At 63.6% G+C, this 22,899-nt stretch carries 18 protein-coding genes; 7 read left to right on the top strand and 11 right to left on the bottom strand.

Annotation, left to right across the window (positions count from 1 at the left end; translation table 11 throughout):
- Positions 1 to 3: 3 nt before the first annotated feature.
- Genes CGLAU_RS05040 through CGLAU_RS05030 form a run of 3 tightly spaced genes read right to left on the bottom strand, consistent with a single transcriptional unit; the run spans position 4 to position 5,171 of the window.
- A complete protein-coding gene (locus CGLAU_RS05040) occupies positions 4 to 1,164 on the bottom strand; it encodes a metallophosphoesterase family protein (protein ID WP_095659742.1) in 1,161 nt (386 codons plus the stop codon).
- A 37-nt stretch (positions 1,165 to 1,201) separates the two neighbouring features.
- On the bottom strand, positions 1,202 to 2,026 hold the full coding sequence (locus CGLAU_RS05035; protein ID WP_095659741.1) for an SWIM zinc finger family protein: 825 nt from the start codon (positions 2,024 to 2,026) through the stop codon (positions 1,202 to 1,204).
- A complete protein-coding gene (locus tag CGLAU_RS05030) occupies positions 2,019 to 5,171 on the bottom strand; it encodes a DEAD/DEAH box helicase (RefSeq protein ID WP_095659740.1) in 3,153 nt (1,050 codons plus the stop codon). The genes CGLAU_RS05035 and CGLAU_RS05030 overlap by 8 nt, the downstream gene beginning before the upstream one ends.
- Before the next feature lie 132 nt (positions 5,172 to 5,303).
- On the opposite strand from CGLAU_RS05030, the gene putP reads away from it, so the two are divergent.
- From putP to CGLAU_RS05015, 3 genes are read left to right on the top strand one after another with little or no spacing between them, the layout of a single operon-like run.
- Positions 5,304 to 6,857 carry a sodium/proline symporter PutP gene (putP, locus tag CGLAU_RS05025; protein ID WP_095659739.1) on the top strand — a complete coding sequence of 518 codons (1,554 nt, stop codon included), beginning with the start codon at positions 5,304 to 5,306 and terminating at the stop codon, positions 6,855 to 6,857.
- Positions 6,858 to 6,900: 43 nt separating this feature from the next.
- Entirely contained in the window at positions 6,901 to 7,512 is a 612-nt protein-coding gene (locus CGLAU_RS05020) for an HNH endonuclease family protein (RefSeq protein WP_095659738.1), read from the top strand.
- A gap of 33 nt (positions 7,513 to 7,545) precedes the next feature.
- On the top strand, positions 7,546 to 8,112 hold the full coding sequence (locus CGLAU_RS05015; RefSeq protein ID WP_232507211.1) for a DUF2269 domain-containing protein: 567 nt from the start codon (positions 7,546 to 7,548) through the stop codon (positions 8,110 to 8,112).
- Positions 8,113 to 8,428: 316 nt separating this feature from the next.
- On the opposite strand, the gene CGLAU_RS05010 is transcribed toward CGLAU_RS05015, so the two are convergent.
- The gene (locus tag CGLAU_RS05010; RefSeq protein WP_095659737.1) at positions 8,429 to 10,501 is read right to left on the bottom strand and encodes a DEAD/DEAH box helicase; all 2,073 of its coding nucleotides are present in this window, start codon (positions 10,499 to 10,501) and stop codon (positions 8,429 to 8,431) included.
- 265 nt (positions 10,502 to 10,766) lie between these two features.
- Here CGLAU_RS05010 and CGLAU_RS05005 point away from each other — a divergent pair, with 265 nt between their 5' ends.
- From CGLAU_RS05005 to CGLAU_RS04995, 3 genes are all read left to right on the top strand, one after another.
- Positions 10,767 to 12,191: an amino acid permease gene (locus tag CGLAU_RS05005; RefSeq protein WP_095659736.1), complete on the top strand. Its 1,425-nt coding sequence runs from the start codon at positions 10,767 to 10,769 to the stop codon at positions 12,189 to 12,191.
- A gap of 109 nt (positions 12,192 to 12,300) precedes the next feature.
- Positions 12,301 to 13,296 carry an L-lactate dehydrogenase gene (locus tag CGLAU_RS05000; RefSeq protein ID WP_095659735.1) on the top strand — a complete coding sequence of 332 codons (996 nt, stop codon included), beginning with the start codon at positions 12,301 to 12,303 and terminating at the stop codon, positions 13,294 to 13,296.
- 191 nt (positions 13,297 to 13,487) lie between these two features.
- On the top strand, positions 13,488 to 14,576 hold the full coding sequence (locus CGLAU_RS04995) for a ParA family protein (protein ID WP_095659734.1): 1,089 nt from the start codon (positions 13,488 to 13,490) through the stop codon (positions 14,574 to 14,576).
- Here the strand turns inward: CGLAU_RS04995 and CGLAU_RS04990 are convergent.
- The 5 genes from CGLAU_RS04990 to CGLAU_RS04970 all read right to left on the bottom strand — a co-directional run bounded on the left by CGLAU_RS04990 (position 14,539) and on the right by CGLAU_RS04970 (position 19,574).
- Positions 14,539 to 15,747 carry an ATP-binding cassette domain-containing protein gene (locus tag CGLAU_RS04990; protein ID WP_095659733.1) on the bottom strand — a complete coding sequence of 403 codons (1,209 nt, stop codon included), beginning with the start codon at positions 15,745 to 15,747 and terminating at the stop codon, positions 14,539 to 14,541. The genes CGLAU_RS04995 and CGLAU_RS04990 overlap by 38 nt on opposite strands.
- On the bottom strand, positions 15,738 to 16,418 hold the full coding sequence (locus CGLAU_RS04985; RefSeq protein ID WP_232507210.1) for an energy-coupling factor transporter transmembrane component T family protein: 681 nt from the start codon (positions 16,416 to 16,418) through the stop codon (positions 15,738 to 15,740). Before CGLAU_RS04985 ends, CGLAU_RS04990 begins: the two co-directional genes overlap by 10 nt.
- 18 nt (positions 16,419 to 16,436) lie before the next feature.
- Complete coding sequence (locus CGLAU_RS04980; protein ID WP_232507209.1) at positions 16,437 to 17,261, bottom strand: ECF transporter S component; 825 nt, start codon at positions 17,259 to 17,261, stop codon at positions 16,437 to 16,439.
- A 103-nt stretch (positions 17,262 to 17,364) separates the two neighbouring features.
- A complete protein-coding gene (locus CGLAU_RS04975; protein WP_095659732.1) occupies positions 17,365 to 18,363 on the bottom strand; it encodes a nucleoside hydrolase in 999 nt (332 codons plus the stop codon).
- Positions 18,360 to 19,574: an MFS transporter gene (locus CGLAU_RS04970; RefSeq protein WP_095659731.1), complete on the bottom strand. Its 1,215-nt coding sequence runs from the start codon at positions 19,572 to 19,574 to the stop codon at positions 18,360 to 18,362. Before CGLAU_RS04970 ends, CGLAU_RS04975 begins: the two co-directional genes overlap by 4 nt.
- Positions 19,575 to 19,686: 112 nt before the next feature.
- On the opposite strand from CGLAU_RS04970, the gene CGLAU_RS04965 reads away from it, so the two are divergent.
- Entirely contained in the window at positions 19,687 to 20,175 is a 489-nt protein-coding gene (locus CGLAU_RS04965; RefSeq protein ID WP_095659730.1) for a hypothetical protein, read from the top strand.
- Between the two features lie 51 nt (positions 20,176 to 20,226).
- Here the strand turns inward: CGLAU_RS04965 and CGLAU_RS04960 are convergent, their stop codons facing one another.
- Together CGLAU_RS04960 and CGLAU_RS04955 are read right to left on the bottom strand one after the other, a co-directional pair.
- Positions 20,227 to 21,183 (bottom strand): DNA primase, encoded by a 957-nt coding sequence (locus CGLAU_RS04960; RefSeq protein WP_095659729.1) that lies wholly within the window; start codon positions 21,181 to 21,183, stop codon positions 20,227 to 20,229.
- Positions 21,184 to 21,296: 113 nt separating this feature from the next.
- Complete coding sequence (locus CGLAU_RS04955) at positions 21,297 to 22,895, bottom strand: carboxylesterase/lipase family protein (RefSeq protein WP_095659728.1); 1,599 nt, start codon at positions 22,893 to 22,895, stop codon at positions 21,297 to 21,299.
- Positions 22,896 to 22,899: the final 4 nt, after the last annotated feature.

Below are 22,899 nucleotides of genomic sequence, written 5' to 3'. Positions count from 1 at the left end.
CGCCTACTCCGCCTCCTTCGACAGCCGGAACAGCAAGTTCACCGCATCACGCGCCGTCGGATCGCCCGCCGCATCGCCGTTGCTCGCTGCCTGCGCCACCAGTTCATGCATCGCGTCGCGCGCATAACCCGCTAGCGGCAGCTGCTCCAGCTCCGCATCATTCGGCGCCAAGTGCAGGCTGGTCAGCCGCTCGTGCGGGTACAGCGCCGCGAACACCGGCTCCAGCTCAGCCAGCTCGCGCTCGAGCTTCTGCGTCGCCTCCAACCCCAGCGTGCCGGCAATCGCGTACTTAATCACCGTCCGGTCCTTATCCCGGTACGCCTTCAGCTCCTCCACCAACCGGTCCACATCCGCCTCATCAGCCACATCCCAGCTCAGGGCTTCAAAGGTCCACGCCCCCGTCGGCACTCGCTCCACCTGTACGGTCGAAACAAGCTTTTGCTTATCGACGCTCACGACCAACGCATTGCCCGAATCCACCTCTCCCCCTTTAGCCCCGGGAGATCGGTCGAAGTAATCGGTGGTTTCCGGGGAACCCGAGAACCAGACCCGCTCGCTCGAGCCAAGCGCTTGGGTGGAGTGCGTGTCGCCGAGGGCGACGTAGTCCAAGGTGCCGTCGATAAGCGCACGCTCCAGCTTGCCCAAGTCGATGAGTGCTTCGGTGTCCTCGTCGCCGTAGCCTTCGACCTGGCCGTGGCCAACCAGGATCCGGACGTTCTCGGTGGGCCCGAGGTCGCGGATGGCCCGCGCGCAGAGGTCCTCGTTAGCGTGCTTGGTCACCAGCGGGGCGGCGACGATCTCGACGCCTTCGCGCACCGTGAACGGCCCCGCGCAGTCGAGCACCGTGACGTTGTCGATGTCCTTGGTGCGGGCGAAAATCGAGTCGGCGACCAGCGGGTCATGGTTGCCCGGCAGCAGGTAGACCGGCACCGGGAGTTTGCGCAGCGTCTCCAGCGCGCGGCCGAGCGTTTCCTTCGACAGCGAGTTGTGCTCGAAGACATCGCCGGCGACCACAATGAACTCCGCACCGTGCTCGGTCGCGAGCTCACCGAGCTTTTCGACGGCCCGGAGCCGCGCGTCACTGAACCGCGACTGCGCCTCGGCGCTCAAAAACTTGCGCGTCATGCCGATCTGGAAATCGGAGGTGTGGATGAACGTGACCATGGTGTGCTCCTTGGTGTACTCCTCGCCTATTCCTGGTCTATTCCTCGACCAGCATGTCGTAGAGGTCTTCGATGTCGGAGACGGCGTGTAAGAGGTCGATGTTGGTGAACGACACGGTTTCCATCGCGTGGCGCAGCAGGTCCGAGTCTGAATCATCGATCATCGGGGCGATCTTCGGCGTGGGCAGCGCCGGCAGTTCGCGCCCGGACCAGAAGTACTCCGAACCCGCGCTCGCGTTTTCCTGCGCGGTGGTGTGCGCCGAGTCGCGCACAGAGTCCTCGAACACCGCCATGGACAGGCTCCGGATCGCGAACACGGTGCCCGGGTCGGCGTCGATCTGCTTGGCCGCCTCCTCCGCGAGCGCCACGGCGTGCTTGCACACGTCGGCGCTGTCCGGGCAGTCGCAGAAGAACTTGAACTCTTCCGGCGTGGCCGCGAGCAGCACATCGAGCACGGAGTCGGGGAATTCGCCGGCCCGGGCCCGCTTGCTGGCGCTGGCGCTGCGCGCCATCTCGCTCATCGCGCGGCGCAGTTCCTGCGGCGTGCGCATGGGCAGGGTGAACCCGGTGTAGAACGGCTCGTTCTGGCTGCCCACCACCGAGGCTTCCATCCCGCCGGGGCGCACCCGCAAGTCGGTGACGTGGCGCTGCTGCGCATACTGGTGGCCCCGCTTGGCGCGGCCGATATCGGTGCGGCGCACCGCGGCGTTGAGCACCCGCATCGCGGCCTGGGACTTGCTCACCGTCGGCGGCACCGTCTGCGGCCCGCCGGTCTCTGCGGCGGTGGCCACGCGCTTGCGCGCGCCGAAGTTGGCGTAGATGACGTTGTCTTCGCTGGGGCGTTTTGGTCGCTGGCTACTCATCCTGCCCCCTGTAACTGATCAAACGCGCGAGATCTTCCTTGTCCAGCTCGGTGATCCACCCTTCGCCCTCGCCGACAACGGTGCCGGCAAGGTGCATCTTGCCGTCGAGCACATCCTGAATGCGCTCCTCCATCGTGCCGCGGGTGATCATCTTGTACACCGTGACGTCTTTGTCCTGGCCGATGCGGAACGCGCGATCCGTTGCCTGATTTTCCACCGCCGGGTTCCACCAGCGGTCCATATGCACCACGATCGATGCCGCGGTGAGGTTCAACCCGGTGCCCCCGGCTTTGAGGCTGAGCAGCATCGCGGGCGGGCCGTCGTCACGCTGGAAGCGCTCCACCATCGCATCGCGCGCGGATTTGCCCACCCCGCCGTGCAGGAACGGGATCTGCTCGCCGTAGCGTTGGCTCAGGTACGGCTGCAAAATGTCGCCGAACGCCTTGTACTGCGTGAAGATGAGCACGCGGCGCTCCGTCGCAATCGCCTGGTCGAGGATCTCTACGAGCTTTTCCACCTTGCCGGAACGGTGCACGCCGTTGACGGTCACCGGCGACGCATCGCCGAGAAAGTGCGCGGGGTGGTTGCACACCTGCTTGATGCGCGTGATCATCGCCAAAATCAGCCCCTTGCGCGCCATGCCTTGGCGGCGCTCCAGCTCGCCCTCGGTCTCCTTCACCAGCGCGGTGTAGAGCGCCGCCTGCTCCGGCGTCATGTCGACGGCGACGACGTGCTCGGCCTTGTCCGGCAAATCGTCGATAATCGCCGGATCCGACTTCAACCTGCGCAGAATAAATGGCGAGGTGAGACGCTGCAGGCGCTCACTCATCTCCACCGCCAACGCATCCTGGCCGCCGCGCTCAATCGCCTTGGCAAAGTGGTTGCGGAAAAACGCCTGCGTGCCCAGCATCCCCGGGTTCACAAAGTCCAGCAGGCTGCGCAGCTCAGACAGCTTGTTCTCAATCGGGGTGCCGGTCAGCGCAATGCGGTGGCGGGCCGGCAAGGCTCGCACGCTTTTCGACGACTGCGTACCAACGTTCTTAATCGCCTGCGCCTCATCCAGCACCACATGGTCCCAGCGCACGTGGGCTAAGTCTTTATGGTCGCGGTTGATGATGCCGTAGGACGTGACCACCAGATCCGCCTCCTCGCAGGACTGCATGAGCTCGAACCCGTGCAGGCGGCCTGGGCCGTGGTGCACGACGACCTGCATACCCGGGGTGAACCGGCCGGCCTCGCGCGCCCAGTTACCCACCACCGAGGTCGGCGCAACCACCAAAGTCGGGCCGGTGCGCACACCCTGCTCCGCCTCGACGGCCAGCAGGGTGAGCAGCTGCAGCGTCTTGCCCAGGCCCATGTCATCGGCGAGCACCGCGCCGAGGTTGTTGCGGGACATGAAAAACAGCCAGTCCACGCCGCGGCGCTGGTACTCGCGCAGATCCGCCTGCACCGTGTTCGGAATGTCCACACGTTCCGGGGCCGGCCGGTCGGTGCCGCCGACCAGCGAGGTGAACCACGTGGAACCCGTGAACTCGATGGGGGCGGCATCGGTCGTTTCAGATTCCAGGGCAAGCTGGCGCAGCTCGTCTGCCGTGACGGCGCCGGTAACACCTGCGGCGCCCGCCAGTTCGTCGTCAAGCAATTGCTCATATGCCTCGCGCAACTCCTTGGCCTTGGCTGCGAGCACTGGGGCGTCATCGCTGCCGGCGGCTTCGGCGAGCGCGGCGCGCGATTCGGCCGCCTCAACGTCGCGCTTGGCTGTCTCCAGCGACTTCTCCTGGAGTTTCTGCATGTATTTGCGCGTGCGGGCGAGCTGCGTGGTGTCGGCGAGCACCCACTCGTCGCGTAGCTTGACCAGGCCCGTCTTGGAGTTGACCAACTGCTCCATCTCGGCGTCGGTGAGCTCGATGTCGCCGACGGAGAGGCGCCAGTTGTACTCCAGTAGCGTGCCGAAACCGAGGTGCGTGACGGTCGAGGAGTCGTACGGGTTGGAGTGCTCGGCGACGGCCAGCTTCGCGGTGGTTTCGGCGTGCGACCAGGCGCGCGGCAGCATCACCGCGAAACCGGCGCTGCGCAGGCGGGCAGCCTCGGTGTCGGCGAAGCGCACGATCTCTTCGGTGGTGAGGTACAGGTCCCAGTCACCTTCATCGAACGGGCGGGGCACGGAGCTTGGGCGCGGGTGTCGCGAGGGGTCGGCAAGCGAAGTCGCGTTGATGGCGCGGAACAGCTCCTCGCGCAGCTTCTGCGCCGTCTGGCCGTCGTAGTCGTGCTGGCGCACCGGGCGCGGGGCGTCGGAACCGGAGCGGACGTTGACGCGCACGGGCCAGATCGCCGCGTCTTCGTCGACCGGGGCGTCGCTGCCATCCTGGTCAGCCGACGCTTCGGGGTCGGCGGGCTCGTCGGCGATAAAGACCAGTTGCAGGTTCACCGCGGTGATGGAGCCGTTCCAATCCGCCACCCGGCGCGACAGCGAGGCGTTGCCGCGGCGCAGCGGTTCTCCGTTGACCAGCGAGTTGATGAAGTCGTGGCGCCCGTAGGGCCGCGAGGTATCGGCCGCGCCGGCGTTTCGGAGGCGATAGGAGGTGATCCAGTGAACCAGCGTCTTGGCCATGTCCTCGCTCAAGCCCGGGTTGTTGGCCACGAGCACGCCGGGCGCGGCGGCGGTCATTTCAGCGAGCCAGCCGCGCTCTTCTACCCCGGTGCCCAGCTGCCACTGCGCGTACCACTGGTGGTCCCGCATCGGCACGTGAATGGTCACACGTCCCGCCTTAACGAACCGGCCAAGGCCTTGGAACATCCGCAGCAGCCACTTCAAATCCGGCGCGATCGCGTCGCGCTGCTCCTGGGTCGCCGCCGGGATGGGCGCGTCGATGGACGCGAGCGACGAAAGGAATTGCACTGTTTCGTCCGGTGCGAGCGCCGCCGTGGGCGCGGTGAGTTGCACCGATTTCCCTTTCGGAGTCTGGAGCGTGATGCGGCTGCGGTGGCGGAAACGTGAGCCGTCGATAAGCGAATGGACGACCGGTGGAAAGGTCCCCTCCGGAACCTTCTCCAATGTGAGAATCCGGTGGCCTTCGACCTGCTCAACCCACAGGTTGAGGCCGGACTCTGGCAACCAGAGGCCGTGCAGCAGGTAATTATGCATACCCCTCCTTATACCACCCACCCCCGACATGATCGTGTTCAAAGTCCAAACGCACGTTCACAGCCAGCGCGTAGTTTACAGTGTGGCCAGATGGATATCTGCGCAAGTAGAAGCAAGTAGAAGGAGGAAAAGATGTCCGAGAACTTTTGGCTCGTGCTGGCCATTGTGCTGTACTTCGGCGTCATGGTCGCAATCGGGTTCTACTCCTGGTTGCAAACGAAGAAGTACGACGATTACGTGTTGGCCGACCGCGGCCTGCACCCCATGGTGGCCGGGTTGTCTGCCGGCGCCTCGGACATGTCCGGCTGGCTGCTGATGGGTCTGCCCGGCGCGCTGTTCGTCTCCGGCATGAGCGAGCTGTGGATTGTTGTCGGCCTGTTCATCGGCACCTGGGCGAACTGGAAATTGGTCGCCCCGCGCCTGCGCGCGTACACCGAGGTGGCCAACGACTCGATTACGCTGCCGAGCTTCTTTGAAAACCGCACCCACGACACCTCGCGTGTGCTGCGCGTAGCAGCCGCGGTGATCATCATCTTCTTCTTCACCTTCTACGTCTCCTCCGGCATGGTCTCCGGCGGGCGCTACTACGAATCCACCTTCGGCGGCGACTACCTGACCGGCATGCTCATCGTCGGCTCGATCACAGTGCTCTACACCTTCATCGGCGGGTTCCTCGCTGTGTCCTATACCGACGTGGTGCAAGGTGCGCTGATGTTCCTCGCGCTGATCATCGTGCCCGTGATGGCGCTCTTCGCGGTCGACGACCCCGGCTCGCTGTTCTCCTACGCCACCTCGAACCCGTACGGACCGTGGCCGGAGGGCAACCCGTCCTACTTCAACATGGTCGCTGGGGTGTCGGTGGCCACCATCATCGGCAACCTGGCGTGGGGTCTGGGCTACTTCGGTCAGCCTCACATTGTCACCCGTTTCATGGCGCTGCGCTCCCCCGCCGAGGCGAAAGCTGGCCGCCGCACCGGAATGATCTGGGTGGCGATTTGCTACCTTGGCGGGATCTTTACCGCGCTGGTGTCCACCGTGTACTTCGGCACCACGCAGGCGAGCGTGACCGACCAAACCGGCTTTGAAACCATCTTCCTCGACCTGTCGCGCCTGCTGTTCCACCCGCTGATCGCCGGCATCATCCTCACCGCCGTGCTGGCCGCGATCATGTCCACTATGTCGTCGCAGCTGCTGATCACCTCGACGGCGCTGATTGAGGACCTCTACCGCATCTTCAACAAGACCCCGAGCCAGACCACCCTGCTGGTGCTCTCGCGCACCATGGTCGTGGTCGTTGCGGTGGTGGCCATGCTCATGGCCTTCAACCCGTCTGACACCATCCTGGGCCTGGTCGGCTTCGCGTGGGCAGGGTTCGGTGCGGCCTTCGGCCCGGTGGTACTTGCCGCACTTTACTGGCGGCGCCTCACCGCCCCCGGTGCCATCACCGGCATGATCGTCGGAGCCGTGACCGTCTTTATCTGGGGCACCTTCTACGGCGACATCATCTACGAGCTCGTGCCGGGCTTCATCCTGGCCACCATCGCGATGGTGGCGGTCTCGCTGATGACGAAGCCGAAGCCGGGGGTCGAGGCCGAGTTTGACCGCGCTGTAGCCGTCACCGACTACGCCATGGCACACCCGGAGGCGACGTTCGAGCAGTCGATGAAGCAGGCCGCAAAGTCATAGCTCAACGACGGAACCCGCACCTCGCTTTCGGAGTCAAATCTGCATGGATTGGTTCCGCCTCTACCTCGCGGTGCTCACGGTCGCCACAGTTGCCATCGCCCCATTCCCCTTGGGGCTTTTGCTTATCGACGCCCCCTTGCAACCCACTCGCTTCACCGTGACCGGCTACGACCGGGAGGCGCATTTTGGCACGTGGGTGTCAGTCGCTGGTACGCAATGCACCTCGCGCGAACTCGCGTTGGCCGACGCCTGGAGCGCCCAGTGCGATATGCCCTACGCACACTGGGACGCCGCCCCGATCTCGGATCCCTATACCGGCGATCCGCTGCTGCCCACCGATGTTGAGCTGGACCACCTCTACCCGCTCAGCGCCGCATGGGACATGGGCGCGCACTCGTGGAACCAAGAAAAGCGAGTGGCGTTTGCCAACGATCCGCTGAACCTAATTGTGACCTCATCGAAGGCGAATCAGGCGAAGTCCGACATGCTTCCCGCCGAGTGGATGCCTCCGGCCTGGCGGGCACACTGTGCCTATTCGCGCAGACTCGGCGCGGTGGCGGAGAAATACGGACTGCCACTCACGCGCGACGACTACCGAGTCATGCGCCGGTCCTGCTCAGGCGCGCGGGGGCTGGTCTCGGCGCGTGAACTCTGAGGTTCACACACATGTCACGTACAGTGATGTCACATGAACACAATCTTCATCTTCCTCCACGTCGCGGCGGCGATTGTCCTGCTCGGCCCGGTCGTTGTTGCCACTTCGATGTTCCCGGCCGAGGCGGATAAGTCCCGCGTCGGCGGCGAGGAGGCCACCGGTCGCGCATCGGTGCTGCACCGCATCACCAAGACCTACGGCATGCTCTCCGCGCTCGTGCCGCTGCTCGGCGGCGTGGTCATGGCGTTTGACTGGGACCTCTACAGCAGCAACTACTGGCTGCACACCGCAATCATCCTGTCCGTGATCGCCTGGGCGATCCTGTTCTTCATGGTCATCCCGCAGCAGCGCAAGATGATGGGCTCCCTCGGCGCGCTCGATCCGGCCGACGCCGACCCGGCTGACAGGACCGGCAACTTCGAGAAGTCCAAGGCGAAGGCCGCTGCCGGCGCGGGCATTTTCAACCTGATGTGGTTCCTCACCCTGATCCTGATGTTCCTGCCGAGCCCGGATGCAGGCGCATCTTCAGATTCGACCACTTCGGCGACCACCGCGTCTGAGACCGTCGCCACCACCGCAGCTACTACCGCTACCCAGTAGCGCCCCGCGATTCCGCCCCGCGGAAATTCGGCCCCGCGGAATCGGCTAGCAGGCGCAAGAAACGCTCCCCTCCTACGCACTAAGCGTTGGAAGGGAGCGTTTGTGTTTTCGCACCCACGAGTTTCGGTACCCGCGTCAAGTGAACCCGAGCTACCTGGCTAAGCAGCGGGCCGAAATGTAGCCCTCAAGAAAATCGTCTCAGAAAACCCCAGTTCAGCTGTGGCTCATGAGACGGTTGTGACCGAGCCGCCGCTGAGGTCTACATTTTGAGGTCTACAACCCCCGGCTGAGGTCTACAAGCCGAGGGCTAGGCGATTTAGTCGCGGTCCCAGCGGCCACCACGGCCGCCGCGGTCCCCGCCTCGGCCGCCGCGATCACGGTCACGATCACGGTCGCGGTTGTAGCCGCCGCGGCCACCACGATCGTCGCGGTCGCGTCCGCCGCGGAACCCGCCACGATCACCGCGTCCACGTCCGCCCCGATCGCGCGGCGGCGCACCGTGGTCGCGCTGAATGTTGATCAGCTGACCGGAAATGCGGGTGTCTTCGAGGCGATTCAGCACGCCCTTGTCCAAGCCCTTCGGCAGCTCTACCAGCGTGAAGTCGCTGCCGATGGTGATGCGACCGAAGTCCTTCGCGCTCAAACCACCCTCGTTGGCAATCGCACCGACAATGGCACCCGGGCGCACGTGCTGGCGCTTGCCCACGTCAAGGCGGTAGGTGTCAAAGTTCTCGTTGTCGCTGTGCTCGAAACGCCCGCGTCCGCCGCGATCATCACGGTCACGTCTGCGCCCGCCACGGTCTTCGCGGTCGAAGCGGTCACGCCCACGCCCGCCGCGCTCACGGTCGCGTCGATCGCGCTTGTCTTTCGGCGGCTCCTTCATGAAGAACTCGTCGCCGGACTGCGCCTGGATCGCCAGCGCGGCTGCGATGTCGTCCATCGCCACGTTGTTGGCCGCAGAGTAATCGCGCACCATCTGCTTGAACACGTCCAGCTGGGACGCCTCAAGTGAACCCGTAATCGAGTCCATGAACTTGCCCTTGCGCGCCTCGTTGACCTCATCGACGGTCGGCAGATCCATCTCTTCGATCTTCGCGTTGGTCACGCGCTCAATAGAGCGCAGCATGCGACGCTCACGCGGGGTGACAAACAGAATCGCCTCACCAGTACGACCAGCACGACCAGTACGGCCAATGCGGTGCACATAAGACTCGGTGTCGTTCGGAATGTCGTAGTTCAGCACGTGGCTGATGCGCTCCACATCCAAACCACGCGCGGCGACGTCGGTAGCTACCAAGATGTCCAACCGGCCGTCGCGAAGCTGATCCACTGTGCGCTCACGCTGCGCCTGCGGAATATCGCCGTTGATCGCGGCGGCAGAGAACCCGCGGTCGCGCAGCTGCTCCGCAACCTCTTCTGTCTCGTGCTTGGTGCGCACAAACACGATCATTGCCTCGAAGTCGGTGACTTCAAGGATGCGCGTGATCGCGTCCAGCTTGTTGCGGTGCGCCGTGTACAGGTAACGCTGCGTGATGTTGGTGTTGGTGCGGGTCTCGCTCTTCACCGTCACCTCAACCGGGTCGTTGAGGTAGTCGCGCGAGATGCGGCGGATCGCGTTCGGCATCGTCGCCGAGAACAGCGCCACCTGCTTCTCATCAGGCGTGTCCTCGAGGATGCGCTCCACGTCTTCCTGGAAGCCCATGTTCAGCATCTCGTCGGCCTCGTCCAGCACCAGGAAGCGCAGGTTGGAAATGTCCAGCGAGCCCTTCTCCAGGTGGTCGATCACGCGGCCCGGCGTACCCACGATCACCTGCGCGCCGCGGCGCAGGCCAGAAAGCTGAATCCCGTACGCCTGGCCACCGTAGATCGGCAGGATCGACACCCCGCCCAGGTGGTCTGCAAACGACTGGAAAGAATCAGACACCTGCAGCGCCAGCTCACGAGTCGGCGCCAGCACAAGCGCCTGCGGGTGGCGCGCACCGGTGTCGATTTGCGAGAGCACCGGCAACGCAAACGCCGCCGTCTTACCCGTACCCGTCTGCGCAAGGCCAACCACGTCGCGGCCTTCCATCAGGTGCGGAATCGTCTGTGCCTGAATCGGCGACGGCTTCTCAAAGCCCACTTGCTTCACCGCGTCCACCACGCGCTCGGGCAGGCCCAGCTCGGCGAACGGGTACACAGCCTCAGGTTCAGCTGCTGCTTCAGTTTCAGTTTCGGTGGCCGCGGTTTCTAATTTCTCCGCAGCGCCGGTCTCATCAGCATCTCCCGCATCCCTGGTGTCCTCACCTGCGGCCGATTCGGCCACGACATCCTGCGGGGTTTCCTGATTTTCCGACATGTTCACGTCCGGCTCGTTCTCGCCGCCGGTGGCGTTTTCGGAAATGTTCATTGCCCACCAACCCTACGTGAACATCCCTCCAACCTGTTAAAAGGAGCTTTTCGCTTATCGACGGCCCGTCCAACGCCCCCACCAACCCCAACCGAGCGCACCAATTTGCCGCGTAGGTCAGGCGCTGTGTACGAGCACCGCTTGATATCCCGCGGGAGGTTGTGGCTCCACTAGTCCCCACACTGTTTTCACGGCCGAGTCACGGGGGATATCCTCGAAGCGGTTCACATCGATGGACAGGTAAAAGAGCAAAGGTTTGGAAGCAATGACCACTCCCCCGCCCGAAGGTTCTGCAGTGTCGGCCGCTGAATCGGCCGCCCACCCACAACGGCGGGGGCTGTCCCACCGACATATTCACTTCATCGCGCTGGGGTCGGCGATTGGTACCGGTCTGTTCTACGGGTCCGCCGGGGCGATTCAAGCAGCTGGCCCGTCCGTTTTGCTGGTGTACCTGTTCGGCGGCGCGGTCGTGTACTTCATGCTCCGCGCCCTGGGCGAGATGTCGGTGCGCCACCCCGTGCGGGGCTCATTTGCGGTGTACTGCCGCGAGCACCTCGGGGGTCTGGGCGGCTACATCACAGGCTGGATGTTCGCCTTCGAAATGATGATTGTGTGTCTCGCTGACCTCACCGCCATTGGCATCTACATGAAGTTCTGGTTTCCCACCACGCCGGCGTGGGTCTGGATCTCCGTGACACTGCTCATCATTGGCGCAGCCAACCTCGCATCGGTGCGGTGGTTCGGTGAACTCGAGTTCGCCTTCACCCTGATCAAGGTCGCAGCCGTTGTCGGCATGATTGTCGGCGGCGCAGCAATCCTGGCGTTCAACCTCGGCGAGAACCCCGAGTTGACGGGCATCAGCAACCTGTGGAGCCACGGCGGCTTCTTCCCCAATGGCTTCGAGGGGATGATCGCGTCGTTCATCCTCGTACTATTCGCATTCGGCGGCACCGAGATCATTGGCGTTGCCGGCACGGAAGCCGACGACCCGGACAGCTCAATCCCCCGTGCAGTGAACACCGTGCCTGCACGAATCCTCATCTTCTACGTGCTGGCCATCCTCATCATCCTCATGCTCAACCCGTGGCCCACCATCGACGGCGAAGAGAGCCCCTTCGTCCAGATCTTCAGCACGCTCGGCGTGAGCTGGGCGGCGGGGCTCCTCAACGTCGTCGTCATCACGGCAGCGCTTTCCGCGATCAACGCTGACCTCTTCGGTACCGGGCGAGTGCTCACTGGTCTGGCCAAGGAGGGCCTCGCACCGAAGGCGATGGCCAAGACCGTCCGCGACATCCCGGTGATGACCACGATCAGTTTGCTCGTCGTGCTCATCGTTGGGGTCGTGCTCAACGCGATCTTCCCAAACGTCTTTGAGACCATCGCAGCCTTGGCCACCTTCGCTACAGTCTTCGTCTGGCTAATGATCCTGCTCGCACACGTCGCCTCCCGCCGCCACATGACCCCCAACGAGGTACAGGCCCTGCGTTTTCCCGTACCCTTCTGGCCCTACGGGCAGTACTTCGCTATCGCATTCATCCTCTTCACCTTCGGCATCATGGTCTGGCAACCGCGCTACCACCTCGCGTTGGCTGTCGGTGTCGGATTCTTGACCGTGATGACGGTGCTCTACTACGCGTCAGGGCGTCCTCAAGCAATTGCTTCAGCCCACTCCCCCTACGACCGCAAGTAACCTCGATCACGAACCACCCGGCTACCCGGCGAAGGTATGACCAAAGTGGGACAATGGGTGGTGTCAGAAGCCATCGAGCGCTATTGAAAAACGCAGAAGGGATCTCGCCATGCCAGGCATCGACGCAAATCCGAACAACCTCCCAGTCACCCCCGGCACCAAGGTCGTCCTCATCGGCGCAGGTGCTGTCGGCATCGCGTACGCGTACGCTCTGCTGAACCAGGGCCTGACCGATCACCTGGCGATCATCGACCTGAACGAGGAGCTCACCTGGGCGCAGGCTGAGGACCTCTCCCACTCCGTGCCGTACTCCGGCCACAACATCGATGTCACCGTTGGCACCTACGAAGACTGCCGCGACGCCGCAATGGTGGTCAACTGCGCTGGTGTTGCGCAGCGCGAGGGTGAGACCCGCCTCGACCTGGTGGCACGCAACGTGAAGATTTTCGAGTCCATCAACAACGAGGTCATGGCCAACGGCTTCAACGGCATCTACCTCGTCGCAACCAACCCGGTCGACGTGCTCACCTACGTCACCTGGAAGCAGACCGGTCTGCCGTCGAGCCAGGTCATCGGCTCCGGCACCGTGCTGGATACCGCGCGCTGGCGCCACAACCTGGGCAAGCGCTTCGACCTCGCGCCGTCGGCGGTGCACAACTACATCATCGGCGAGCACGGCGACTCCGAGCTTCCGGTCATCTCCACCGGCACCGTCGCCGGTGTCCCGCTGCACGCGATGCTGGAGAAGGAGGCCGAGACCAACCCGGGCATCTACGACGAAATCGACGAGATGTTCGTGAAGACCCGCGACGCCGCCTACGACATCATCAAGCGCAAGGGCAACACCTCCTTCGGCATCGGCTCCGCACTCGCCCGCATCACCAAGGCGATCCTGCGCAACGAGGATGTCGCTCTGCCGATCTCCGCGCTGCTCCAGGGCGAGTACGCGCGCGAGGACATCTACATCGGCACCCCGACCGTCCTCAACCGCAACGGCGTGCGCAACGTTGTCGAGCTGCGCCTCTCCGAGGACGAGTTCGCAAAGTTTGACAAGTCCGCTTCCACCCTGCGCGAGGTCATCGAGAGCACTGGGCTGACAGACTAAGGAGCTTTTGCTTCACGACGGGTGGTTGCTCCTCCGCGCGGTTTAGTACAACCAGTGCCCTGTAAGAGGAACGTACTTACCGGGCGGGATCCGCCACGTATTCGACCTGCACCGCGGCTTGAAAGGGTATAGAGACTTTTAGTCCGGTAATATTTTTCGGGCCGCAGTTCACGGGAGGAATTATGTCCAGAATGAAGACTCTGAGCTTCTTCAATAACAAGGGCGGGGTAGGCAAGACCACCCTATCTACCAACGTTGCGTATAACTTTGCTAAACGCGGTTATCGGGTTCTCTTTGTAGACTGCGATCCACAGTGCAATGCCACACAACTGCTGCTTAGTGAAGCACAGACCCGCGAGATCTACGATGGCGGCACCGATCCCGAGGTGGCGCTGCGCGAATCTCTTTCCAAATCCGTTTACGGTCTCTTTATTCCGCTGCGTGAGGGCGAGCCTGAGATCGACGACAATCTTCCGATCTATCGTTCAGAACGTTTCAACATTGATGTACTTGCGGGGCACACGTCTCTCTCTCAGATCGAAGACGTCATGTCCGCGGCTTGGCAGATGGCCTTAAGTCGAGAAACTGCTGCCTTTCGGCGCGTGCACTGGGCGGGACAACTCGTTACTGCGATGGAGGACAAAGACCGGTACGACATCATCATGTTTGATGTCGGCCCAAGCCTTGGACCGTTCAACAGGACGGTGCTGCTGGGTTGCGATGCTTTTGTGACACCCACTGCGACTGACCTTTTCAGCTACCACGCTTTTGGAAATCTTGCCCGATGGTTCGATGCCTGGGTAACGGAGTACTCCGAAATGGCGGAAGGCAACATCGAAGCGTGGCGGAGATTCAGCCCGAGTTACGAGAAGAAAGCTCGAAATCTCCGGCTGCCGGGTCACGGAGGAAGTCAGCTGAACTACCTGGGCTACACGACACTTGAGTACGTCAAGAAAAAAGCAAACGGTCAAGAGCAGCTTGTAGGCGCCTTTGAACGATTCCGTGACAAATTCGGTGATGAAGCTCTACGAATCGGACAAGCACTGAGCCAGCAAGACTCGGAGTACCTTCTCGGGCATGTTCCACACATGCACTCCATGCCTGCTACTGCTCAAGATGTCCACGCGCCGATCGCAGAACTCACATCAAACGATGGGGTGAAAGGCGCACAAACTACCCAGAGAGACAACTACGCGAACAAGATAAAGGACGTCTCGGTCGCGGTGCACGACAGGCTGTTCGCTACGGATACGACTGCGCCAGTAGCTTCCGAGCGGTAACGGACCCGAACTCCCCCACTTCCGCGGCGAAGGTCTCGTCGTGGCAGGTCATGATGATCGCCTGGCCGTTTGCGAGTGCGTCGGCGATGAGGGCGTGGGCACGCTCGCGGCCGGGGGCGTCGAGGCCGACGTTGGGCTCATCGAGGAGTACGAGCTGGCGGCCTTGGGCGAAGACCTGGGCGAGCTGCACGAGGCGCAAATGCGCGGCCGGCAGATCGATCGGGTGGGAGTCCGGATCAAAGGCGATGCCGGGAAGCGAGCCGGCCGGTTCTGCGAGACGCGCTAGTGCTTCGTCTGAATCGACGAAGGCGCGCACCGTTGATTCCGCAAGTTGGTCGGCTGCACGTTGGAGCGCAAGCGACACGGTGATGCCGTGGGTCTTCTCTAGGCCCGGATTGCCGTCGAGGCCAGCGAGCGCGCGAAGCAGGGTTGTCTTGCCGGCGCCGTTCGCACCGCGGAGCCACACCACCTCACCGGGACGCGCGACTAGGTGGATCGGGCCTGCGGTGAAGACCGGTTCTTCCGCGCCGCGGAATTGCCACCACTTCCGCTTCTTACCGCCGCGGGTCGCGGCCACCTCCCCGAGGTCGAGCGCGGGAAGAACCGGCGGCGTGACTTTAGCGGGCAAGACCGGTGCGGTTGGGGGTTGGGTATGGGGTTGCAACGAGGCGTCGATAAGCGTGAACTGCTCCCCTGCCATACGGGGGCGGGTGCCAAGCAGGACCAGCTTGGAGGGAAGCGACCTGAGGAGCGTGGCGATGCGGGCGGCGGAGTTCGGGTCGAGACCGGCGAAGGGGTCGTCGAGTACGAGGATTTCGGGCTCGAGGATGGCGACGGCGGCGATGGCGAGGCGGCGGGTTTGGCCGCCGGAGAGTTTGGTGGGGTTGTGCTCGGCGAGCTCGGCAAGGCCGGCGGCGGCGAGGATGGCTTCGCAGCGTGCCTGCATTTCTTCGCGGGGCACGCCGTGTTGCTCGAGGCCGATGGCGACCTCTTCGATGACGGTGTCGCGCAGGAAGGTGATGTGGGCGATGGGGTCTTGGCCGACCACGGCGGCGTGGGGCCAGGTCTCGTGAATCTGGTTGGCCAAGGTGGTCAGGCCGGAGCCAGAGTTGCCGATGATCTCGACGGTGTCGTGGCGCTCGAGGGCTTCGATGAGCGGAGTTAGATCCATATGACCACCGCAATGCAGATGATTGGGAGCAGCCAGCGGATCGCGCGCTGGAGCTTGGAGTCGTGCACGGGACGCAGCACGGTGCGGCGGCCCTCAAGGTTGTAGCCTGCGGTTTCCAGCGCGCGGCCGCGTGATGCGGCCTGGGTGAGCAGCTCGGTGAGCACCGGCATAGCCAGGTTGGGCACCACCGTCTTGACGGTGATCGGGCGAGCCTTGAGTGCGTTCGCGTCGCGGGTGATGCTGACGCGCTGCGCGCCTTGAGGAAACAGCTGCAGCGTTGAACCAGCCAGGTAGCTCAATCGGTTTCCGCTGCGCAGAATTTGCAGAGCTTTGGTCAGCTCGGTGATGCGGATGAACGTGCCTGCGGAGAGGACGCAGGACATCAGCGCGATGAATCGGAGACCCAGTTCACCGGCGACAAGCAGTCCGTCGGCGGTGATCAGCGGGGCGATCCGCTGTTCGCCGTATGGGGCGTGGATGAGCATCATCGACAGCAGTACCGGAACCGCAAGCGCAGCGACGGCGATGATGAGGGAGGCGTTGCGGGTCTTCGCGGTGCCGATCACCAGCGCGGTAACAATGATCGCCGCCGAGGCCACCGGTGTGTTGATCCCCATTACGAGGATCCAGCCGGAGGCCGCGACGGCGAGCGCGGTGAGCGGGTTGACCACTGGCAGCAGTTCGAGGACTTAACCAGTGGCGGCGATGGCGCCCTTCGAACCCAAACCTTCGCGCGGGGCGAAGGCGTTGACAGTTTTGTTGGGCAGTGCCTTCACGGTGAAGTAACCGATGAGCATCACGATGACCTTGTCAATCGGGTCAGAGATGAACGCCTGGGTGGTTACAGACGCGATCAAGGACTGGCCCATCTCACGGAACAGGCTCACCAGCGCACCCGTACCCACACCGGCGGTGCCGCCGTACACAAACGCGGCGACCGGCGCTGCCACAGCGCCACCGATAAGACCCAGGATCAAGCCGTAGAGGATCACGGTGCCGACATTTTTGAACGCGTGGAACTTGTGAATGAACAGCCCGGACAGGTACCCAACCAGCGCCGCACCCGCGGCGAACGGCAGCGCCGCCGGGGTGAGCAGGCCCCACACAACGTTGTTCAACGCGCCGGTGGTCATGCCGGCCACGGGTCCGGCGAGGGCCGCGACAATGACGGTACCGATAGTGTCCAGGTACAGCGGTAGGCCGATCGATCCGACAATCTGGCCGATGAGTGAGTTGAAAATCATCGCAATCGGGATCAGACCCAGCGTGCGCGCGGGCAGCACCGGGATGGTGGCAATAAGCAACAGCACGGTGCCGATGCCGTAACCGGCCAAGGTGATGAGGCCCTGGGTCGAATCAGTGACGTTCTCCCACTCGGTCGGACGAGCGAGCACCACGTAGAGCCAGGTAGCGGCGATCACCGCTGCGCCGGTGAGCACAAGCACACGGCGGGCCGGGGTCCATTCGGCGCCGGCAGTACCAACAGCGCCTGCAGGGGTGGAAATGTGTGACATGAAAACTCCGTAGCGATGAATCGGAACGACAGCAACGCACCCACGCGCCTATGTCACCTCGGTCGCGCGGGCGTACTGATCTGGCAGTGTAGCAGCGCGAAGCCTAGTCCTCCGCCTTGCGGTGGTAGCCGGCCGCCAACCCGGCATCGCCGGCGGCGAATTGTGCGTGGATCTCGCAGGCGCGCTCGAACTCCGCCCACGCCCCCGCCACGTCGGCCTGCTCAACCACGCGCGCGTTGGGTTCGCGCTCCCACATCCCCCGCAAGTCGGCGGCCACGGTGCCTCGCAGGAGTGCGGAGGTGGGCTCGACGTCGAGCGTCGTTAAGCAAACTGTGCTCTCGACCTTGTCCAGTGCGATGAGCACGGTGAGCAAGTCGTGGATCTGTGCGCGGTAGCCCTCCCCTACCTCCTGGTGAAACTCGAAGTAGAACCGGGTGATTTCCGCAAGGTTTGCGGCAATCGGAGCTTGCCCAAGCTTATCGACGACCCCTTGCAACCGCCTCGGTTCAAGCAACATCTGTTCCGTGGCGTTGAGCGGGCAAAGGGTGATCGGGGTGCGCGCGATGTTAAAGACCTCGGCGGCGGCGTGCGGGTCGACCCAGAAGTTCCACTCCGCGGTGGGCGTGGTGTTGCCGGGATAGTTCACCGCCCCGCCCATGGCCGTGATGTGCCGCAGCGCGTGGAAGTGCTGCGGGTGCAGGCGAGCGAAGGCGGCGAGGTTGGTCATGGGCCCGGTGACGATGAGGTGGAGGTCCTCCGTGCCGCGCTCGATGGCGTCGATCCAGAGCAGGTCCCAGTCGGTATCGACGTGGCGCTGCGGCGCGGTGATGTAGCCCAGGCCCGTCTCTCCGTGGGTTTCGGGCGTGGTGGTCAGCTCGACCTCGAGCGGACCCGGCACACCGGCAGCGATCGGCACCGTGGTCAGGCCGCATTGGGCCAGCACGAAGGCGGCGTTTTGCGCGCACTGCTCCGCCTCGACGTTGCCGGCGGTGGTAGTAACGCAATCCAGCTCGAGCTCGCCCGCGTGGTTGGCGGCGGCGAGGTAGATCAAGGCGTAGGTGTCGTCGATGCCGGGGTCGCAGTCAAAGATGACGCGGGTCATTTCGCTCCTTTGGTCGAGTTGGTCGCGGTCTCTTTGCCCAGGATGGCGAAGGTGACAAGCGAGATGCCGAGCAGCGCGCCGCAGAGACCAAAGGCGGCGCCGAAGCCAGCGACCTCGGCGACCCAGCCCACCAGGATCGGGGCGAGGATTTGGCCCGCGTCCTGCGTCATTTGGAACGTGGAAAGCACTTTGCCGCCAGAGCGTTCGTTGCCGATGATGTCCGCCAGCGCCGCCTGCGTCGACGGGGCCATCAGCCCGGAGCCGACGCCCGCGATCATCGATAGGATCATTAGCGGCCAGAAGCTGGTGGCCATGCCGAACACGCCGGTCGCCGCGGCGCAGACGATAAGCCCGATGAGAATCATCGGGCGGCGGCCGTGCTGGTCTGACAGGCGGCCGGAGAACTGCAGCATGATCGCCATGCCGAGGGCGAACGCCGTGAGCGCCAGCCCGGACTCGGCGGCACCTTGCTCAAAGATCGCGGCAGCGAACAGCGGCAGGATGGCCACTCGCGTACCCATGTTTACAAACCCATTGCTAAACGACGTCGCGAGCAAGGCCTTGTACGTGGGCTGCCGCCACGCGGCGGCGAGCTGCATTGGCGGTTTGTTCGGCGGCAGTGTCTTGCCGCTGTGGCGGCTGTGGGTAAACAGCCACACCACAAACGCCGCGAGCCCCACGCCGATGCCGTAGACGGCAAACGGGATGCGGTACCCCAGAAAGGACAGCGCCGCGCCGATGATGGGGCCGAAGATGTTGCCCAACAGGAAGGATGTGGCGTAGAGGGCGTTCGCACGCCCGCGTATCGACGGATGCGTAACGCGCACAATCAGTGCCTGCGCCGACAGGGTGAACATGGTGGAGCCAAACCCGGCGATGAAGCGCAGGAGCAAAATGTGCCAATAGGCCTGAGCAAACGCCACGAAGAAGGTGGCCACCGCGACGATGAAGAGGCCGGTGAGATAGACCGGGCGCGAGCCGAGTTTGTCGATGAGAATGCCCGCGCCCGGCGCACCGAGCAGTCGCGCAAGTGCGAACGCGGAAATGACCGCGCCGGCAGCGGCCATGGACACGTTGAAGCTGGAGGCGAACTGCGGGAGTACCGGGGCGATAAGGCCGTATCCCAGCGCAATGATGAACGCCGCAGCCACCAAAACCCAGATCGCGCGGGGGATCTCGGGTTTGGCGGCGAGCGCAGGTGCAGTTGTCATATCGCAGTTCACAGTAGTCCCAACTGGGGCGAACGTCCGATTCGAGCAGTATTAGAACACGTGTTCTATATTTTGCGCCACCTTGTCGAACCTGCGTTCTAGCATGCAGAGCATGTTCAACACTTCAGCAACCACTCCAATCACCACGCCCACCGCTCTTGCCAACGACATTTTGACCCGCTCCCCCGAAACCGTCGACGCACTCCACGCGATCATGCACCACCCGCGTTCGCTGTCCCGCCCTTCAGCCACCTGGCGCCCGCCGGTGAAGACGCTCCCCCGCACCGGCGGAAGCGAACAGCTCACCGCCGCGGTTACGCGCCGGCGAGTTGGACCTCGGGCACGCGCCCGGATCCGCGGATACGGGCAAACGCAGGTGCCCGCCTACCTGATTGAGCTGCGCATCACCGACCCATCAGGGCTTCCGGTCGATCGCCGGGTCGCCGAGGCGTGGGTGCGCGCACTGGTGCCGGATGAGGCGATTGAAGCCGTTCACGAACTGCCGGCGACACGAGCCGCCAACTATGTGTGGCTGGTGGACGGGCAGTTCAATCCAATCGAGTCGCCGTCGTCAATGTTCGAGGGACTCGTCGCCGCGTAGCCCTGTTGCTGCGTAGCCCTGTTGGGGCTTAGCGCAGTTAAACCTCGTCTACTAAACCTCGTCTTCGTTATCGATGGCGTCGTCCGGGTCAATGCCTGTTGGCCCGTCAACACCGTCGGCGCTTGCTTCTTCGGAATCCGTGATCACCCGGCTGCCAGCGCCGCGTGCGTCGTCAGCGTCGGCGTCGGGGTCGGGGTCGGCGGCGGTGACGGTTTCGGGGTCGTCATCCTCGCTATCGTCCTCGTAATCGTCCTCGTCTTCGTCGTCATCGTCATCGCGACCGAAGATGTCGTAGACGTCGGGCTCGTCGAAGTCGTCATCGATCGGGAGGAGTTGCGATTCCCAATCCTCCGCCTGATCCGCGGCGAGCGAGAGAACCTCGAAGAGGCGGTCAAAGTCCGTGAACTGACCAAGGTCCAGCACCTCGGAATCATCCACCACTTCGTTGTGGATGGCCTGGAACAGGCGGACACGGTCCTCGTCGGTCAGCTCGGCGTCGCCGTCGGACTCCCACAGCTCGCCGATCGCCTCATCCATCATGTCCTCGTAGGAGTCAGACAGAGCGACGAACTCGACCTTCGCGCACGGCACGCCATCGACAACCTCCACGAGCACCTGCAGCTCCGCGTTCTCGCCGATTTCGGCACGCACCATCTGCGGGTTGACGCTGTCCTGGAAGAACTCGAGATCAACAATGCGCTCGTCGGTGCCCTCGAGGAGGTCGCGCAGGACGGTGAGCACCTGGTCGGTTGCCATGTGGTCAGCGACGGTCTGGACCGCATCCTCTGCGGAAAAGACCACAGAGACCAAAACAGCCTCGAACTCGTCGTCATCTTCATCGACATCAGCCGCCGCGACGTAGACGTTGGCCGCGGGAAGATGCGGGTCGATCTCAACAAACTGGATCTCCACGTCGGCCGTGATCGGAACGAACATGGTCTCGTCATGCACGCGCGATTCAATACCCTCGCGGTCCAGGGCGGCGGCGATGTCCTCAAAGAAGCTCATGATTGTCTGCCCTGCCTTCCTTCCTCAGCTTACCCACGAACTTTACGTCAGGCTTGAACTAGCCTAGCCAGGAAACCAGCGACAGGTGTGCCAACTGGAAAAATGCTCAACGCTTAATCGCCGACTCGGTCGCCTGTCAACGTTTCCAGCACGTCAAAGCCGAAAAACTCGGCAAGCGGCTCCATGAGATCGGCGCGATTGTTGCCCCACTCCCGCATGTCGAATCCTTCCCAAGCGCGCCGCTGATCCGCCTTTGGGTCCAGCTCCACGTACGGCTCGCTGTCGAAGACGACGGTGGCTCGCCCAGGCCGCTCCTCGTCGCGGAACCCGTAGGCTGGCCAACCCTCTCCCGGTTGGCCGGAGTGGAAGAAAGAGCCCCAGTGATACTGCATTATCCGGCTGACTTCCTCGAAGCCCTCCTTCGACCCGAACCGATCGATCTTGGACGCGCGGGTGGAGTTCGGATCACCGAACACTGCGACCAAATCGGAGGTGTGCATCGCGCCAAGGCCGAGCTTGCGCATCGTGGCAGACGCATATTCAAAGCGGTACATCCAGGTCGGCGCGACGCGGCGGTGAGAGGTTGCCAGCATCACCGACGGCGCCCAGAACACCGCATCGGCGATCAGGTCAGCGAAGTCCGCGCGGCCACCCACATAGCCGTATGCCTCGAGCACTTGGTGAGCATTGTCGGGGTCGTACACGTCCAGTGCCCGGCGCGCGGCGCGCTGACGCTGACCTGTGGTTTGATACATCGTCTTGGCAAAGCTGGCTTCGTCCGAGTTGGTGCCGATGATCAGCGGCACCGGCGCCTGATCGCCGTTCTCGAAGATGTCGATCGGATGCTGCGGCAGCGTCACACTATCCACGGTCGGCATGAAGCTTGTGTTGAACTGCACCAGCTCTTTGCCGTTGAGCAGCATTGACTGCCCCGTGCGCACGAGGTCCTCTGCATCGGCGGCACGCAGGTCCTCCAGGGTGGAAAGCCGAGACATCCCCATACCGTCGAGAAGCTGGCGCACCCACATCGATGCCTGGACGCGCGAGTGCACCGACGCGCTCGGCGGCGATTGCGCGATGCCGCCGTGGAATAACCCGCGCGCGGCCGGGGCGCACATGAGGTGGGTCACCGCTGCGCCACCAGCAGATTCACCCATGATGGTCACCCGGTTCGGATCACCACCGAAGTTGGCGATGTTGTCGCGCACCCACTCGAGCGACTGGATCTGATCCCAGATCGCAGGGTTTGCCACGCAGTCGTCGCCGATCGAGCGGAAATCGAGATAGCCCAGTACGCCGAGGCGGAAGTTCACCGAAACGTAAACAATGTCGGTCGCCTGCGCCAGAAAGTGCCCGCGAAGCACCTTCTCATTGCTTGCGCCGGTGACAAACGTGCCGCCGTGGAAGTACACCACCACCGGAAGTTCGTCGTCAGTGTCGGGGCGCACAATGTCCAAGGTGAGGCAGTCTTCCGTGCCGTAGACGGCGTCGCGCCAACTGAACACGCCCTGCATCGCGGGCGGAGCGAACCTGGATGCGTCACGCACTCCCTGCCACGGTTCCGCCGGACGCGGGACGCGAAAGCGGTGCTCCCCCGCCGTCGTTGCGCCGTACGGCACACCACGCCACGTACGGACCCCGGTGCGAGAATGGATGATGCCGCCGACGGTGCCCGCGGTGGTGGGCACTTCGAGGTGGGGGGCATCAGACATGCCC

The sequence above is a fragment of the Corynebacterium glaucum genome, assembly GCF_002287505.1.
Lineage (GTDB): Bacteria > Actinomycetota > Actinomycetes > Mycobacteriales > Mycobacteriaceae > Corynebacterium > Corynebacterium glaucum.
Note: the sequence above shows the minus strand (reverse complement) of the source record. Positions and strands in the feature narration are given on the sequence as shown.

Bases quoted from the DNA above. Each gene is read 5' to 3' on its own strand.
- CGLAU_RS04980 (WP_232507209.1), bottom strand. From the start codon at position 17,261: ATGTCACACATTTCCACCCCTGCAGGCGCTGTTGGTACTGCCGGCGCC.
- CGLAU_RS04970 (WP_095659731.1), bottom strand. From the start codon at position 19,574: ATGACAACTGCACCTGCGCTCGCCGCCAAACCCGAGATCCCCCGCGCG.
- CGLAU_RS04955 (WP_095659728.1), bottom strand. From the start codon at position 22,895: ATGTCTGATGCCCCCCACCTCGAAGTGCCCACCACCGCGGGCACCGTC.
- CGLAU_RS05035 (WP_095659741.1), bottom strand. From the start codon at position 2,026: ATGAGTAGCCAGCGACCAAAACGCCCCAGCGAAGACAACGTCATCTAC.
- CGLAU_RS05015 (WP_232507211.1), top strand. From the start codon at position 7,546: ATGAACACAATCTTCATCTTCCTCCACGTCGCGGCGGCGATTGTCCTG.
- CGLAU_RS04995 (WP_095659734.1), top strand. From the start codon at position 13,488: ATGAAGACTCTGAGCTTCTTCAATAACAAGGGCGGGGTAGGCAAGACC.
- CGLAU_RS04990 (WP_095659733.1), bottom strand. From the start codon at position 15,747: ATGGATCTAACTCCGCTCATCGAAGCCCTCGAGCGCCACGACACCGTC.
- CGLAU_RS05040 (WP_095659742.1), bottom strand. From the start codon at position 1,164: ATGGTCACGTTCATCCACACCTCCGATTTCCAGATCGGCATGACGCGC.
- CGLAU_RS04965 (WP_095659730.1), top strand. From the start codon at position 19,687: ATGTTCAACACTTCAGCAACCACTCCAATCACCACGCCCACCGCTCTT.
- CGLAU_RS05005 (WP_095659736.1), top strand. From the start codon at position 10,767: ATGACCACTCCCCCGCCCGAAGGTTCTGCAGTGTCGGCCGCTGAATCG.
- CGLAU_RS05000 (WP_095659735.1), top strand. From the start codon at position 12,301: ATGCCAGGCATCGACGCAAATCCGAACAACCTCCCAGTCACCCCCGGC.
- putP (WP_095659739.1), top strand. From the start codon at position 5,304: ATGTCCGAGAACTTTTGGCTCGTGCTGGCCATTGTGCTGTACTTCGGC.
- CGLAU_RS05020 (WP_095659738.1), top strand. From the start codon at position 6,901: ATGGATTGGTTCCGCCTCTACCTCGCGGTGCTCACGGTCGCCACAGTT.
- CGLAU_RS04975 (WP_095659732.1), bottom strand. From the start codon at position 18,363: ATGACCCGCGTCATCTTTGACTGCGACCCCGGCATCGACGACACCTAC.
- CGLAU_RS05010 (WP_095659737.1), bottom strand. From the start codon at position 10,501: ATGAACATTTCCGAAAACGCCACCGGCGGCGAGAACGAGCCGGACGTG.
- CGLAU_RS04960 (WP_095659729.1), bottom strand. From the start codon at position 21,183: ATGAGCTTCTTTGAGGACATCGCCGCCGCCCTGGACCGCGAGGGTATT.
- CGLAU_RS05030 (WP_095659740.1), bottom strand. From the start codon at position 5,171: ATGCATAATTACCTGCTGCACGGCCTCTGGTTGCCAGAGTCCGGCCTC.